16 protein-coding genes are annotated in these 15817 nt (G+C 46.8%); 9 read left to right on the top strand and 7 right to left on the bottom strand.

Annotation, left to right across the window (positions count from 1 at the left end; all coding sequences use genetic code 11):
* Positions 1-193 precede the first annotated feature (193 nt).
* The 3 genes from thrS to LACPH_RS07920 all read left to right on the top strand — a co-directional run bounded on the left by thrS (position 194) and on the right by LACPH_RS07920 (position 3400).
* The gene (gene thrS / locus LACPH_RS07930; RefSeq protein WP_049172139.1) at positions 194-2167 is read left to right on the top strand and encodes a threonine--tRNA ligase; all 1974 of its coding nucleotides are present in this window, start codon (positions 194-196) and stop codon (positions 2165-2167) included.
* Positions 2168-2322: 155 nt separating this feature from the next.
* On the top strand, positions 2323-2715 hold the full coding sequence (locus tag LACPH_RS07925; protein ID WP_306386570.1) for a hypothetical protein: 393 nt from the start codon (positions 2323-2325) through the stop codon (positions 2713-2715).
* On the top strand, positions 2705-3400 hold the full coding sequence (locus LACPH_RS07920) for an enhanced serine sensitivity protein SseB C-terminal domain-containing protein (RefSeq protein WP_306386569.1): 696 nt from the start codon (positions 2705-2707) through the stop codon (positions 3398-3400). Before LACPH_RS07925 ends, LACPH_RS07920 begins: the two co-directional genes overlap by 11 nt.
* A 2-nt stretch (positions 3401-3402) precedes the next feature.
* Here the strand turns inward: LACPH_RS07920 and LACPH_RS07915 are convergent, their stop codons facing one another.
* Positions 3403-4356, bottom strand: a complete 954-nt coding sequence (locus LACPH_RS07915; RefSeq protein WP_306386568.1) for a sugar-binding transcriptional regulator — start codon at positions 4354-4356, stop codon at positions 3403-3405.
* 120 nt (positions 4357-4476) lie between these two features.
* Here LACPH_RS07915 and LACPH_RS07910 point away from each other — a divergent pair, with 120 nt between their 5' ends.
* Positions 4477-5226, top strand: coding sequence for a DeoR/GlpR family DNA-binding transcription regulator (locus tag LACPH_RS07910; RefSeq protein WP_306386567.1), 750 nt, complete (start codon positions 4477-4479; stop codon positions 5224-5226).
* A 318-nt stretch (positions 5227-5544) separates the two neighbouring features.
* On the opposite strand, the gene LACPH_RS07905 is transcribed toward LACPH_RS07910, so the two are convergent.
* The gene (locus LACPH_RS07905; RefSeq protein WP_306386566.1) at positions 5545-7998 is read right to left on the bottom strand and encodes a glycyl radical protein; all 2454 of its coding nucleotides are present in this window, start codon (positions 7996-7998) and stop codon (positions 5545-5547) included.
* Positions 7999-8312: 314 nt separating this feature from the next.
* On the opposite strand from LACPH_RS07905, the gene LACPH_RS07900 reads away from it, so the two are divergent.
* The 5 genes from LACPH_RS07900 (at position 8313) to rplT (ending at position 11411) form a co-directional block, all read left to right on the top strand.
* Complete coding sequence (locus LACPH_RS07900; RefSeq protein ID WP_306386565.1) at positions 8313-9101, top strand: glycyl-radical enzyme activating protein; 789 nt, start codon at positions 8313-8315, stop codon at positions 9099-9101.
* A gap of 158 nt (positions 9102-9259) precedes the next feature.
* The gene (locus LACPH_RS07895; RefSeq protein WP_306386564.1) at positions 9260-9961 is read left to right on the top strand and encodes a fructose-6-phosphate aldolase; all 702 of its coding nucleotides are present in this window, start codon (positions 9260-9262) and stop codon (positions 9959-9961) included.
* Between the two features lie 265 nt (positions 9962-10226).
* Positions 10227-10742, top strand: coding sequence for a translation initiation factor IF-3 (gene infC / locus LACPH_RS07890; RefSeq protein ID WP_171024638.1), 516 nt, complete (start codon positions 10227-10229; stop codon positions 10740-10742).
* A 77-nt stretch (positions 10743-10819) separates the two neighbouring features.
* Positions 10820-11020: a 50S ribosomal protein L35 gene (gene rpmI, locus LACPH_RS07885; protein WP_003565872.1), complete on the top strand. Its 201-nt coding sequence runs from the start codon at positions 10820-10822 to the stop codon at positions 11018-11020.
* Positions 11021-11054: 34 nt separating this feature from the next.
* A complete protein-coding gene (gene rplT / locus LACPH_RS07880) occupies positions 11055-11411 on the top strand; it encodes a 50S ribosomal protein L20 (RefSeq protein ID WP_025013361.1) in 357 nt (118 codons plus the stop codon).
* A 135-nt stretch (positions 11412-11546) separates the two neighbouring features.
* Here rplT and LACPH_RS07875 read toward each other — a convergent pair whose 3' ends face one another.
* The 5 genes from LACPH_RS07875 to LACPH_RS07855 form a co-directional block, all read right to left on the bottom strand.
* A complete protein-coding gene (locus LACPH_RS07875; protein ID WP_306386563.1) occupies positions 11547-12110 on the bottom strand; it encodes an LOG family protein in 564 nt (187 codons plus the stop codon).
* A 73-nt stretch (positions 12111-12183) separates the two neighbouring features.
* Positions 12184-13152: an NADP-dependent oxidoreductase gene (locus LACPH_RS07870; RefSeq protein WP_306386562.1), complete on the bottom strand. Its 969-nt coding sequence runs from the start codon at positions 13150-13152 to the stop codon at positions 12184-12186.
* 5 nt (positions 13153-13157) lie between these two features.
* Positions 13158-13799 carry an alpha/beta hydrolase gene (locus LACPH_RS07865; protein WP_306386561.1) on the bottom strand — a complete coding sequence of 214 codons (642 nt, stop codon included), beginning with the start codon at positions 13797-13799 and terminating at the stop codon, positions 13158-13160.
* Positions 13800-13814: 15 nt separating this feature from the next.
* A complete protein-coding gene (locus tag LACPH_RS07860; protein WP_306386560.1) occupies positions 13815-14783 on the bottom strand; it encodes a ring-cleaving dioxygenase in 969 nt (322 codons plus the stop codon).
* A complete protein-coding gene (locus LACPH_RS07855) occupies positions 14776-15675 on the bottom strand; it encodes a VOC family protein (protein ID WP_306386559.1) in 900 nt (299 codons plus the stop codon). The genes LACPH_RS07860 and LACPH_RS07855 overlap by 8 nt, the downstream gene beginning before the upstream one ends.
* Positions 15676-15817 lie beyond the last annotated feature (142 nt).

The raw sequence follows: 15817 nt of genomic DNA, 5'->3' as shown, positions 1-15817 counted from the left end.
CTTTGGCCATTGCGGTCAAGGTCCTTACACGGAGATTTCTGCGACTGCGAACGCGTTATCGCAAGCGGAAGCCGCAGTGTCTGGAACTGAAGCGTTGTGCCCTTAGGCATTGTGACCAAGATCCTTACGCACAGGTCTCTGCATCGGTGAACGGATGGTTTCTTCGAAAAAACAACAAAGGAGAGTCTTTCTTATGGCATTAGATATTACGTTTCCAGATGGCAATGTTAAACAATTTCCAGATGGTACAACGGTGAAAGCTATTACAGAAGGCATTAGTAACAGTTTGGCCAAAAAGGCGGTTGCCGGCAAGTTGGATGGCGAGTTGATCGCTTATGACGAACCGATTGCTCATTCTGGCAAACTGCAGATTATGACCAAGGATGATGCCGAGGGGCTGACGGTTCTCCGGCAAACGGCAGCATTTGTTTTGGCTGCAGCACTCAAAGCTTTGTATCCTGATATTCATTTTGGTCAGGGTCAGGCAACCGAGGATGGCTTCTATTACGATACAGATCGGGCAGATGGCCAGGTGAGTGTCGATGATTTGCCAACGGTTCAAAAGAAAATGGAAGAAATCATTAAGGCCAACGCTGCTTTGGAACCGGTTGTTCTCAGTCGTGCCGATGCTTTTGCCCGCTTCAAAGACGATCCTTTCAAGAAGCAATTGGTCGAAGCTGCTGGCGATCCGATTAAGGGTTACAAGCTCGGTGACTTTGTTGATTTTGAAGAAAAGGTCCTGCTACCAAGCCTCAAAGATCTGAAGCATTTCAAACTGCTGTCAGTTGCCGGCGCTTACTGGCAAGGCAAGAGCAGCAATCCGATGCTCCAGCGGATTTACGGGACGGCTTATTGGAGTGAAAAAGGTCTCGAAGATGATGCTAAACGCCGTCAGGAAGCCGCTGAACATGATCACCGGGTTATCGGCCGCGACTTGGATCTTTTCTTCGTCGATCCTAAAGTCGGTGCCGGTTTGCCTTACTGGATGCCAAATGGGGCAACAATCCGGCGGGTGATCGAACGGTATATTATCGACAAGGAAATCGCAGATGGCTACGAACACGTTTATACGCCAGTGCTTGCCAACCTCGACTTATATAAGACATCCGGTCACTGGGATCACTACCGCGAAGACATGTTCCCGCCAATGGACATGGGCGATGGCGAAATGCTCGAATTGCGGCCAATGAACTGCCCGAGCCACATTCAGATTTACAACCACCATATCCGCTCTTATCGCGAATTACCGCTGCGCATTGCTGAATTAGGCATGATGCACCGCTATGAAAAGTCCGGCGCACTGTCCGGCTTGCAGCGTGTTCGGGAAATGACGCTAAATGACGGCCACACTTTTGTTGCCTTGGATCAGGTTCAAGAAGAATTTAAAAAGATTCTGCGCCTGATCATGGACGTTTACGAAGACTTCAACATTACCGATTACAGCTTCCGGCTTTCATATCGTGATCCCAAGAATACCGAAAAGTATTTTGATGACGATGAAATGTGGACCCGCAGCCAGAGCATGCTTAAAGGTGCGATGGATGATCTGCATCTTGATTACTACGAAGCTGAAGGCGAAGCTGCCTTTTATGGGCCAAAGCTGGATATCCAGACCAAGACGGCCTTGGGTAATGACGAAACGATGTCGACCATTCAGTTGGACTTCATGTTGCCAGAACGCTTCAACCTGACCTATGTTGGCAAAGATGGTGAAGAACATCGACCAGTCATGATTCATCGTGGCATTGTCGGCACGATGGAGCGCTTCATCGCTTATCTGACCGAAATCTACAAGGGTGCCTTCCCGACCTGGTTAGCCCCGACGCAGGCTGTTTTGATTCCGGTTAACAATGATCTGCACTTAGACTATGTCAACCGCATCAAGCGCCAGATGTTGGCCGCTGGCTTGCGGGTCAAAGTCGATGATCGGAATGAAAAGATGGGCTACAAGATCCGCGAAGCCCAGACTAAGAAGATCCCGTATACGGTTGTCGTTGGTGATAAGGAACTCAACGATGCTGCCGTTTCGGTTCGGCGTTACGGTGATGAGCATACCGAAGAAGAAGCCGGTAACATGTTCATTGACGCGATGGTCGCCGAAGTCAAGAACTACAGTCGCGATGGCAAAACCAAGCCTACCGAGGCGAAGAAGGTTTTAGGCGATTAATAGCCGTCCTTTAAAGTAAACCGAAAAGATCTGGGCCAGTTGACTCAGATCTTTTTGTTCGCTGCCCTACAATTACCTGGCACTTTTTCGCCGCCTATTGCCATGTATGATACACTGGACACATTTACGACAGACAGCAAAGAAAGGGTGACTAGGTGGTTATTGCGTTATGGGCTTCATGGCTCGTTTTATTTTTCGTCACAAAAATTTTGGCAGCCAGCTTGTATTTTGTTGTTCTACTGGTTTACTTGAAGTTACCGTGGCGGACTCCCAGTCAGCGCGGCCGCTGGCTCATTGCCCATCGTGGTCGCGGCCTGCTGGTGCTGATGGGGATCGTGATGCTTTTAACGGCATTGGCCGCGTATGGCATTGCCAATTGGTGGTTCGGCAAAATCGAATTTCAACCTCAAGGCGTGGCGGTTTTCGGCAGTGTCGGCATCGTTTTATTGTCATGGCTAATCGGCTTACCTAAAAAATTACGGAATTTTCGCAATAAAATGAACCTCAACCAGCAGCAAAATAAAGGAGAAGATGACGATGACCAATGAGCCACAAGTTCAAAATCCCCAGTTAATTCATTTGATGCGGCTTTTAAGAACGGATCAAAATGATGACACGCAAGCGGCTTTTTATGCTGGCTTAAAAAGCGCCAAGTTTATGTTGCCAGTCGGAACAGCACGCACAGGGGATCCCACCGTGGTGATGCTCACCGATGACAATGGGCATGACTATTTACCGATTTTTACGGATCAGGCAAACTTTGCCAAAAGTCCGGATCACGATCATTTTGCGGTTGCGACGATTGCTGATTGTGCCAATTTCCTATATGAGGATCGCGACATTTTCGGCGTGGTTATTAATCCATATGACGAAAACATGGTATTGTCTCGGGCCAATTTATTTTATGTGGCCAAACCGGATCAGGCTAAGCACGGCGAGGCGGTTCGAATTAGCGAGCCACCTCGCGAAACCGCGGATCTTGTTGAGCAGTTACGAGAATACCTGCCAAAAATGCCAACTGTGCACGCTGCTTATCTCGTCACCATGATGCGTGCTGATGATGCCCAGAGTTTGCTACTGGTTGTCGATGCTGACAAAGACGCTGATTTACACGCATTGGTTGGTTTTGCGGAAGCTTACTTACCGGAAACTCAGCAATTTCATGTCAGTCCAACCGATAATGAACTAGGCAGATATGTCAGTGGTGAGTTTTCGCCTTTTTATCAGCTATGACATTATTTGTCTCTCAGCGTATTGATCCGTTCCGCAGTTTGTTGATCGGTGATTAAAGTGTTGATTAGATCCATCCGTAAGCAAGCGTTGATTGCTGGCGCTTTTGATAAACCACGCGCAACCGCAACGGTGTTGGGCGTGGTTTTTAATTGCTTGGGATCGATCGCAATCGTACGTGAAAATAGATCACCGCGCAGTATTTTACCGTTACGATCGAAAAAAGTACAACAGCAATCGCCAATGACTTCGCGATCAGACAGCTCGTCAAAATCCTGAGTTGACAGCAGGTCACGCCAACGACTTGTTCCTTGTCTCAATGCCCCGCCAATCCCAACGAAGGCTAAGTCCAGATGTGCCCAAGCATCCCGCACGGGTTGGAATTTTTGTGAATTCACAATCTGATCGTGTAACGCTTGTGTTTTTTGCACTGCAGCAGCATCAATAAACAAAGCTTTGCCATTGAACTGACGAGCCGCGTCATAAACGATCGCGTTGACGTGGTATTTAGTATTTTTAGGACTTGGTCCGCCAACTAATGGGACGAAAATGGCGTTGGTGTGGACGGGATGGTTGAGTTGGCCAATCATGCCAGCTAGCGTTGTTCCCCAAGCAAAACCAACGCGATCGTGCGGTTTGATCACACGTTTGAGGTAGTGTGCTGCTGCTGTTGCGAGTTGTTGATTTTTAGCCTCAACCGAATCACTTGCTGAAGAGGGAATGATCACTACTTGGCGCAGTTTAAAAGCCTGCCTCAACTTTTCCTCAAGCTCAAAGATTTCGGTATTGGCGTGATTGACCCGGACTGTCACAATGCCTTTGGCGCGGGCGCGTTTTAGTAAGCGACTGACAGTTGAACGGTCAATATTGATAGTTTTCGCAATTTGCGATTGGGTTTGATCTTTCACGTAATATAGATAAGCAACTCGAGCAACAAAGTCATCTGGTTGTTCAGACATCACCATCACCTCCCACCAAACGTAGCATAACAAATGTCAAACGTAAACAAATTGGGTTCATTTGAAACTATATATTTACGATATTAAGTGATAAACTTTAAATACATCGGAGGGATCAGCATGGGAGAAAAGCGCATTGACCGTATCCTTGATCGCGTTAATCAAGCCGGAGAGATTGAAGTTTCTCAGTTAGCGAAAGAACTTGCAGTTTCGCAGGTTACAATCAGAAAAGATCTAACGACTCTCGAGGATAAAGGTCTGTTACGAAGGCAGCATGGGGTCGCGATTCTAAACGATCCAGCCAATTTACGTTTTCGCTTGGCACAACATTATGAAACTAAGGAGAAAATCGCAGCTAAAGCAGCAGCGCAGGTCAAAGATCATAGTACGATCATGATTGAATCTGGATCGACTTGTGCCTTACTAGCCGAAACCCTCGGTAAAGAAGGCAAGCAAATAACCATCATTACGATTTCAAGTTTTATTGCGGATTATGTCAGCAATTATCCAAATTTAAGCGTGATCTTGCTGGGCGGGAACTATCAAGCTACTGCGCAGGTTTCTGTTGGTCCATTGACAAAGCAAATGTTAGCGAATTTTCAGGTGCAGCAGTTGTTTGTCGGCACAGACGGTTTCAGTGCTCAGCAAGGTTTTTATGGCAATGATATCCTTCGCACCGAAATCGTTCAGGCAATGGCGCGGCAATCCCGGTTTGTGACTATCCTGACTGATTCGAGTAAATTCAATTCTGTTAGTCTTGTGCATCAGTTAGATTTCACAGACATCAATCAAGTGATCACAGATAAAGGGATTCCACAAGCGGCTCAACAAGCTTTAGAAGACGCAAATGTCAAGGTGACCATTGTATGACAGAGTCACCTGTTGTGGAATACCACAAGACTCAACAACGTTCCAATCTAATTTTACTCTATTCGTCACAAAATACTGTGGCTACCGCAGATTTAACTGGATTGCTTACGCTAGAAAGACTGAACGCAACGGCTTCGATGTTCCTTTTAAATAAGGGCTATCGAAGCCGTTTTAAATGGACTTCACAATCTTGCACTTACATCGAGCAACAAAAAGCGAACACACCTAAGCATGTTCGCATAGTTTGACAGTAAATGATGTTGCGGTCATTTTTTGTTGAAGTGGTTAAATGCGGGAAGACTGAAAATCAGCTGGCTTTTAAAAGCTTTGTTCGGTTCTTGCAATGATATCATCCTGCGTTTCCTTGGACAATCCAACGAAAAAGGCAGAGTATCCGGCAACGCGAACGATTAGATCGCGGTGTTGGTCAGGATGTATTTGGGCATCAATCAAAGTTGCACGATCAACAATATTGTATTGAACATGGTAGCCATGCAGCCTGTTGAAGAACGTGCGCAGTAATGCTACCAGTTTCATGCAAGACTCGGTCGTTCGCAGGATCTGCGGTGACATCTTTTGGTTCAGTAGTACACCGCCAGTAATGGCTTTGGTATTAAGCTTGGAGACACTTTTGAAAACAGCAGTCGGTCCATTGGTATCCATGGCGTGTTCAGGTGAACAACCTTCGGAAAGCGGTGTCCGCGCATGACGGCCATCTGGGGTTGCCAAGGTACTGTGACCTTGACCAACGTTGGCTGAAATCGAGCTTGTTCCGGCGTAGCGAAGACCACCGATTGGGCCGCGACCATAGCGCGTATTTTTGTATTTTGCGATTTCATCAATATAAGGTTGATATGCATCAGCAATCAACTGATCGACATAATCATTATCGTTACCATATTTTGGCGCGTCATTGAGCAACATCTGGCGAATTTGTTCACCGTCAGCACCGGCAAAGTCGTTTTTGAGGGCTTCCCACAGCTGTTCGGGAGTAAGCTTTTTTTCTTCGAAGACTAATTTTTTAATTGCTGCCAGTGAGTCTGCTAAGTTAGCGATTCCGACTTGTAAACCGGAAATGAAATCGTAAACAGCTCCGCCTTCTTTGATCGTTTTGCCGCGACCAATACAATCATCTGTTAACGTCGAACACAAGATATCGGGATATCCCTCCTCCAAGACCATGTCGCAGGTATTCTCGATAATGACACTCTGTCTGGTGATCTCTCGCAGTGACTTGTCCCATGCGGCCATCAATTGATCGTAACTGGTCATTTCCGAAAAGTGGCCATAGTCAGGTAAAAGCTGTTTGCCGGATTCAGGATCAACCCCACCATTCATGACAATCAGAAGTGTCCGAGGGAAATTAACAAAGCTCATTCCGGTGCAACGATAGCCCCATTTTCCGGGGATGGCAGTTTCCACGCAGCCAATGGCAGAATAGTTATACGCATCTTCTTTTTTAATGCCGCGGGCGATGAAGGAAGGGATAATGATTTCATCGTTGTTGAAAGCCGGCATTCCAAGGCCTTGCTTCACGACTTGCACGCAGGCCAGCATAAAATCGTCAGATAAATTCTTGTGATAACGGACGGTTAGGTTTGGCTGAGGGAGATGCGCTTGAGCGATTGCTTGAAGGATCAAATAGGACATTGGGTTAACAGCATCTTGTCCGTCTTTGGTCTGGCCACCGATTGTAATGTTTTGGTATAGCGGTGAGCCGGCTGAAAACTCTGTGTGCGCCCATGATCGAACCTTGTTGATCGTCAAAGTCTTCAAAGCGAGGTTTGTCAACAGTTCGACCGCCTGATCTGACGTTATTCGCCCGGCTTTGATGTCAGCTTCATAGAAAGGATCCAAGTATTGGTCGACGCGGCCGTATGAAACAGAGTGACCATTGGATTCGATTTGGAGGATCAGGTGGATTAACCAAACCGATTGAACAGCTTCCCGAAAAGTTGTTGCCGGTTCGTAAGGAACTTTTTGCAAAATCGTGGCGATCTTTTCGAGGTTGGCTTTTTCGTTTGGATCAGCCGTTTTGCTGGCCATTTTTGTTGCGAGGTCAACGTAACGCTGAGCAAAGCGCCGCACTGCGTTAATCACGATCAGGCTGGCCTGATAGAAATAAAGTTTCTTTTGTTGGTCATAGTCAGTCAGGTCAAGGTCAGCCATCGCCGTCTGAACCCGAGCCTCGTACCACTTCAAGCCTTTGTTGATTAATGTGGTGTAGTCTACTGCGATATGACCGTCACCGGAAGTGATGTTGCCGTCAGCGCCGATAATCCCTAAGTCGTAGAAAAGACGGCTTTTAGGAGGGAAGGCGGCTAATCCGCGATCCTCCAACGTATTGTTTTGCCAGTATGGCGCAATTTCGCGGAGTTTCTTTTTACTGTCTTCAGTGATGTAGAAAACGTCACCTGGACGTTTTTCGAAGGTATCTAGTTCGTCAATAACCCAATTCATCGAATATTCAGGGAAGACTGGAGCCCAACGATTTTTTTGTGCTTGATTGCCGACGATCAAAGTTTCAGGCTCAATAAAAATCGTCATCTTGTCGAGAATATGTGCGAGTAACTTGGCTCGTAAAACATCCACTTGTTCATTTTGGTGCGCTTTGTAAGCCTCTGTCGCCAATATGGCACGTTCTGGATCGACATATGGTTTTGCATTGATAATCTTGTTACGTAAATTGTTCATACGTGGTGTTAACTTGCCGAATTCACCTTGTGTGATGGGCGTGAATTTCGTAGTTTTATTTTGTACGACAGCATCCATAATGGTTCGACCTCCTTGAAATAAGCATTTCATGGCAATAATCGGTTGCGTCTAACTGATTACAAACAAAATGTAACATTGCTTCATTCGTAAATCAATCAGCAAGCATCATGTTGCTCGTGATTGCACAAATGTGCTTGGCCAAAATTTTTGAACTTGTTGGCTTTTCCCGGAGCTAAGCCAAAAAGACCGATCCTTAGCTAAATAACAATGAAACACTTCTATAAAATCTAAACAAACGTGTTTTACCACAATTCATAATTGTTGCGTTCGTAAGTGAATATGCTAACGTATGAATTGAGGAGGTGCTGATTATGTCCAATGAACTAGGACTAGTATTCAATATTCAGAAGTTTAGCCTCAATGATGGTCCGGGCATTAGAACGGTCGTGTTCTTTAAAGGTTGTCCATTGCGTTGTAAGTGGTGTTCAAACCCTGAATCACAATCGGGGAAACCGAAACCTATGTACGATGAATCGAAGCAACGCAATGTGACAGTCGGGCGATGGTATACCGTTGATGATGTGATGAAAATCATTGTTCAGGATATGGATTTTTATGAAGAATCCGGTGGGGGTGTCACGCTTTCCGGTGGTGAGATTCTTTTTCAGCCTACTTTTGTCACGGCATTAGCAAAGGCGTGCCACAATGCCGGCATTAATGTTGCGTGCGAAACAACTGGCTATGCTAATCCAAAAGTGTTCACGGATCTGGCTCAGTACATTGACTTGATGTATTACGACTGTAAGCAATGGGATTCTGACAAGCATCGAGCAGGGACAAATGCGCGCAATGAACTTATTTTGAAAAATTTGCAAACGGCGATGCAGATGCAAAAACTGACTGTACGTGTTCGCATACCAGTTATTCCCGGCTTTAATTATAGTGATGATGATGCGAGGCATTTTGGCGAACTATTCAATCGTATTCATGTCCCAGAAGTGGAGTTATTGCCGTTTCACCAATTTGGTCTCAAGAAGTACGAAGACTTGCATCGAGAGTATGCCTTGAAGGATGTTAAGCAGCTTCAGACAACCGACCTCGAAAGCTTTCAAGAGATCTTGCAACAAGCGGGGATAAAAGCAACTATTAACGGTTGGTAATTTTCGTGGAATGGCACACAGACGCACGAAATAATCAGTATTTAGACGTTCAAGCGCTGGTCAGTGTGAGATGTTCATATATTATGTTAACGGATCACACTTGATGAAACTTGAGCTAGATTATCGTAAAGACAACAGAAACTATATGAGGTGGAAAAATGGAATTTCTTTTAGACACGATTCACATTGCTGATATTGAAAAATACGCTAAGATCATTTCTTTAGCTGGGGTGACATCCAATCCAACGATCGTGAAGAAAGAAGGCAAGGCCAACTTTTTCGATCATATGCGCCAGATTCGTTCCATTATTGGTCGCGATAAGTCTCTTCATGTTCAGGCTGTTGGCCAAACCACAGATGTGATTGTTAAGGATGCCTTTGCAATCGTTTCTAACATTGATGAAGATGTTTTTGTCAAAGTACCGACGAATGAGGCAGGACTTGCTGCGATCAAGATTCTGAAGCAAAATGATGTTCATGTGACTGCAACCGCGATCTACAGTGAATTCCAAGGCCGCCTTGCGATCGAAGCAGGGTCAGATTATCTGGCGCCTTATTATAACCGGATGATCAATATGGGTATTGATGCCAAACAGGTCATTAAGCATCTTGCGTATCAAATTGCGCTTCAGCATGCGCCTACTAAGATCCTGGCTGCCAGCTTTCACACCGTTGGACAAGTAAATGACGCTTTCCAAGCTGGTGCTCAGGCAGCAACCATGGGTGTCGATATTTTGCGCTCTGCCTTACAAAACCCTGCTATTAGTAATGCCGTTCTTGACTTTACCAAAGACTGGGAGAGCGTTTATGGTGTCGGCACTAACATCGCGACACTTGCTGACAAAGTTCTTGATCACTGATATTTTATATGCAAAGAGTTTAAAAAAGCCGCAAAAAAAACAGCTGCGGTCAGTACAATCCAAACATACATCGACAACGAGCCTCTTGACGCTGGCGGGTTGCTACTGTATAGTTATTGCTGTTGAGAAAAAGCAGAAGTTCCCGCTTCTCGCCCACGTCTTTAGACCTCTAGGCTCATTAGTTCGGTATTTAATGAACAGCGGGGGTCTTTGCGGCCACGCTGTTTTTGTTTTTTCTCTGAAATTCACACGGAGGTGAACAACCATAGCAAGAGATCTGATAGTCAATGACAGTATTCGCGCACGTGAAGTTCGATTGATCTCCCAGACCGGTGAACAGCTCGGCGTTAAGAGTACGCGTGACGCCTTGGCCATTGCCGAGGATGCAAACTTAGATGTTGTCTTAGTATCGCCTAATGCCAAGCCACCGGTTGCCCGCATCATGGACTACGGGAAATTCCGATTCGAGCTGCAGAAGAAAGAGCGCGATGCTCGGAAGAAACAAAAGACTGTCACCATTAAGGAAATCCGCTTGAGCCCGACCATTGGTGAAGCAGATTTCAATACACGGCTTAAGAACGCGACGAAGTTCCTGAAAAAAGGGGACAAGGTCAAAGTGAGCGTTCGATTCCGTGGTCGAGCAATTACGCACAAGGATCTTGGTCGTAAGGTTCTTGAGCAGATGGCGGATGCCGTTAAGGAAATTGCTACTGTTGAAACTCATCCAAAGATGGATGGTCGCAGCATGTTCTTAATGCTTGCACCGCGAGCCGATAAATAATCATCGGCTAATGTTACAAAGGCGTGCACGGCTTTAAGTAGTCGTGCGCGCATTGATGTTTAGAGGAGGAAAAAGACATGCCAAAATTCAAGACCCACCGCGCTTCCGCAAAGCGTTTTAAGAAAACCGCATCAGGTGCCCTTAAGCGCGGTCACGCATACACGTCACACCGTTTCCACGGCAAGACGAAGAAGCAGCGTCGTCAATTGCGTAAGTCAGCATTGGTATCCCACTCAGATATGAAGCGGATCCGCCAGATGCTCAGCCAGATGAAATAATAAGCTATCGGATTTGATTTGAGGAGGAATTCTAATGCCACGTGTTAAAGGTGGAACAGTTACTCGTAAGCGTCGTAAGAAGGTACTGAAGCTCGCTAAGGGTTATCGTGGTGCCAAGCATTTACTGTTTAAGGCAGCAAGTGCCCAGGTCATGGTTTCGTATCGCTATGCATTCCGCGATCGCCGCGCCAAGAAGCGCGATTTCCGGCGTCTTTGGATTGCCCGGATTAACGCAGCAGCGCGCATGAACGATATTTCTTACAGCAAGTTGATGCACGGCCTGAAACTCGCCAATGTCGACATGAACCGTAAGATGCTCGCTGATCTTGCTGTCAGCGACCCGGACGGTTTCAAGGCTTTGGCGGATACCGCTAAAAAGGCTTTGGCTTAATCATCATGTAACCTGTTGACTGGCGTAGGTTCTAGTTGCGTCAGTTTACGCTTACATATAAAAAAGACACGTCATTCCATTCGCTCTGAATGAAATGGCGTGTTTTTTATATGAGTCATATACAAGCTTGCTTGGTTAATGATATTGTCGTACCCCGAGCGGTTGGTAATTAGCGATGAACGTGCTAATTTCCTGCAGATCAGATGAAAACAACAGGTTGTCAAATGCATCCTGGTCGAAGAATCCTTGATCTACGGCCGTTTGGTACATCTGATGCAGCGGCTCGTAATAGCCGTTTTGATTAAATAAAATGGTAGGGCTGGCGTTTAATCCGATCCGGGAAAAAGAAATGGCTTCCGTAATTTCTTCTAACGTTCCCGGGCCGCCGGGTAAGGCGATATCGACATCGGCTAGTTCAATCATTCGGGCCTTACGGGTGCCCATATCCGCGACAACTTCCAAATCCGTCAGGTCAGGCATTGCCAGGCCGCGATCTGCTAACACCTGAGGCATGACGCCAATGACTTGACCGCCATGTTGAAGCGTACTGCCAGCAACCGCACCCATTAAGCCCAGTTTGCCGCCGCCATAAACCAAAGTATCACCACGCTCGGCAATCCAGGCACCAACCTGTGTAGCTGCCTGAAGAAATTCATCATTAACGCCATGATTGGCACCGCAATAGATTGCAATTTTCATATCGTCCCGCCTTTCCGTGCATGTTGTTATCATACGGCGGGAAAAGGCGGGTCGCAAGCGGTTTTTTGAGGCACTACAGGTGGTTAACGTCTTTGCGAATCGGGTGGATGACATGGCGGCCTTGCATAACGACTAACTTGCCTGGCGCGTGATGCGTTTCCAGCATTTCATGGCCGGCAATCACACCGTCAACATTAAATGGGAAAGCCTGAGCGACACGAACCTGTAGTCCCCATTTTTGGGCGACATCTGTGAGATAGGCAAAGCCATCATGCACCGAGTAGTCCTTCGAAGGATTTAATTGCAAATGTGTCACGTCAGGTTTGCTGCTGAGATCAACATCGGCATAAGCCGTTGTGACATACTGACCGTTTGACTTAACAAGTTTTAATGCAGCGCCATGATCGGCAGCGCCGAACACGGCATTGACCACAGCATCGGCTGCATCTTCCGGCAAGTCGTCGGTATAGCTGAAGATTTGATCGGCACCTAACTGCCGCAGATACTCGCGATGCTGCTCACCAGCCACGGCGATGACGTGCAACTTTTCAAACTTGGCAATCTGCACCAAGATGGCACCGACGCCACCGCTGGCACCGATGACGCCCAGTGTTTCTCCAGGTTTAAGATTCAACATATAGTGAAGAATGTTAAATGCTGCCAAGCCGACTTGTGGTAACGCCGCAGCATCCAAAAAGCTTAGCGCAGTCGGCTTTTTGTAAACTTTAGAGGTTGAGGCCGTCACAAACTCACTATAACCGCCGATTGGACGATAATTCAAAACGACATCGCCTACCGCAAAGTCGGTGACGCCTTCACCTAGCTTGGTAATGCGGCCAACCACATCCGTTCCCGGTACCACGGGAAACTTAACTTTCCGGAACGCTGCCTGTTCACCGCGGCGCAGAGAAGCATCATAAGGGTTCAAGCCAAAACCCAGAACCTGCAACTGCACTTGTCCGGCTTTTGGCTCCGGAACCGGTGCTTCAATACTTTTAAAAACACTTGGTTTGCCGTATTCCTCAAACCCAAAACGTTGCATAAGATTCACCTCCGTTGCCAATCCTGCAGTCGGCCACTATTCGCCAACCAGGATTTGGCATTTGCCAATTCAGCTTCATTTAAATTATGGCTTTGCCCGTGCCGGAAAATCGTCACGTCCGCCCCTTGTTCTTTGAGATAAGTGGTCAACACCTTAAAGTTCTGGGCTGGCACGATCGGATCCTGATCACCATGGGACATCCAGACTTTGACATCGCTTAAATCTTGCTTTGAATCAACCGTCGAAAGCGCCATCGGGTGGAAAAAGATGCCAGTGTGAAAAGCATCGCGCCGTGTCAACAATGCGCGTGCGGCTACATTGGCGCCGTTTGAATAGCCGACGACCACAAACCGGTTATAGTCAATGTTGAATTTTTGGCAAAGCTCATTTAAAACCGAAAAAAGCCAAGTGGTTTCCTGCTCAAGGTTGGCTAAATCAAAGCCGCCGTTTTCCGAATGCCGGAAATAACGATTCATCCCTTGTTCCTGAATGCGTCCGCGAATCGATAGCATGGGACTATTAGGCGACAGGTATTTACCAATCGGCAGCAAATCATTTTCATTGCCGCCTTGGCCGTGTAGCAATAACAAAGGGGAGACGGTGGGGTCACCTTTTACAAAAGTATAATTGACGTTTTCTTCTGCCATAACTACCTCCACAAATTAACGACCGCGCCAATCGGTTTTGACTGGTGTGAGCTGCTTTTCGATTTCATCACGTTTGCTTTCCAAGAATGGCGGCAACTCAAGGTGGATGCCAGCTTCATCATAAGTTTCGTCTTGTAAGAAGCCTGGTCCGGTTGTGGCGATTTCGAAAAGAATTTGCGGTGCTGCCCGGAAATACTCGGATTTAAAGTAGAAGCGGTCCACGTAGCCGGATTGCGGCAGGCGATATTGCTTGATGCGATCAATCCACGTGCCAAGCGTCTCACGTGTATCCGTGGAAAAGGCGGCGTGATGAATGTTACCAAAGCCTTCAACGGCAATTGGCAGATCTTCGCGGTGTTCCAAAATGACCTGTGCTCCGTGACCACCATCGCCAACTTCGTAGAGGGACCAGTTACCGTCTTCGGCGATCTTGGTATAACCCATAATTTCCGTTAGCACATATTGCATGTGGCCGAGATTGAAAATCGTAACCGTGACCGGCCCAAGACCGGTGATGGCAAATTCTTCTGGAACATCATTGTGTTTCCAAGGGGTGCCACCTGCGACCCCATGATTGTGTTCATCGGAGATAAGCTGAAACTGCTGATCATCCTGATCGTGGAAATTAATGATTTTGGCATCAAACTGGGTGCTGATGCCATCGTTTGCGACCCCTTTTTCCGCAAATCGCTTGAGCCAGTAATCTAAGGCAGCATCACTTGGTACCCGGAAGCTGGCCCGCGAAATCATATTCGTGCCTTTTTTGCCTTTTTCCTGATTAGGAAACGTGAAGAAGGTCATGTCAGTGCCGGCAGTACCTTGGTCATCGGTAAAATAGAAGTGATAGGTGTCTAAAGCATCCTGATTCACCGTTTTCTTGATCAGGTGCAGCCCTAAAGTTTTGCTCATGAAATCAAAAATGGCTTGAGGGTCACTTGCCATGGCGGTGACGTGGTTCATGCCGAGTAACGGATGTTCAATCATGGAAATCCACTCCTTTGGTTTTGAAATAACTTTCAATGGTCGCCCGCTGCGCTTCAAACTTCGGCGGCAGGCCCAGTTTCTCACCTAAATGCTCAAGCGGCTCGTCTAATGTAAAGCCCGGCGACTGGGTTGCAAATTCAATGCGGTTGTCCGCCGGATCACGAACATAAAGGCTTTTAAACCAGCCGCGATCGGCAAACTCTTCAACTTCATAACCATGTTGTGCGGCAATGGTGCCAAGACGCGGCAACGCTTCTTCATGGTCAACGGTCAAGGCAAAATGATCCATACTGCCACGGCCAAACCGTTTGACATCGTCAGTCAGGCTCGGTTTTAGTGTCAAAGTGTTGCCCGCTGCCAGCTTAAATTGTTCATGTTCGGCTTTCTGGCCTAGCATTGCTTCGAAGAAAGCCTTCTCAGCCTCGTGATCAGCAACAGGGATGTCAACATTGATGAGGCCGGTGATCTGTCGGTTGCCGGGGATGTCGTTAGGAACCGTTAAATGATCTGACAAAGTCTTCTGGAAGGCAATCAGCCGAACTGGCGTATCAGAAGGATCAACCAACGTCAGACGGTCCGCGGCTTCAGAAATCACACAACCGGCTTGCTGCAGCCGTTCAAACCAAAAAGGCAAAGAATCGCTAGGGATCGCCAAATCAATTCCACCTAATTGATTGCGCCCGTCATAACGGTGGCCAAGTCGATCAATGACGAAAAAAGTCACGACGCTGCCAGGCGTTCCCTGATAATCACCGAAAAACAGATGCCGGATGTGAATGTTTTCCTGATTCACGGTGTTTTTTACCAACCGCAAGCCCAAAACATTTGTATAAAAATGAATAGTTGCGGTTGCGTCGCCAGTTAAAAGCGAGACATGATGCAAACGGGTCATGGTGTTGCCTCCTATTTTGAAACACTTACTAAAAATAAGTATAACAGGCTTAATAACGGAATGCGAGCGTTTGATTTCAAATTCATCGTACCCTGTTTGCAACAATAAGGCGATTATTTCGTCTTTTTAAAATAGCGTTTTC

Source organism: Lacticaseibacillus parahuelsenbergensis, from assembly GCF_030770265.1.
In the GTDB taxonomy this organism is placed as follows: Bacteria; Bacillota; Bacilli; order Lactobacillales; family Lactobacillaceae; genus Lacticaseibacillus; species Lacticaseibacillus casei.
This window is presented reverse-complemented; position numbering and strand designations above follow the sequence as displayed.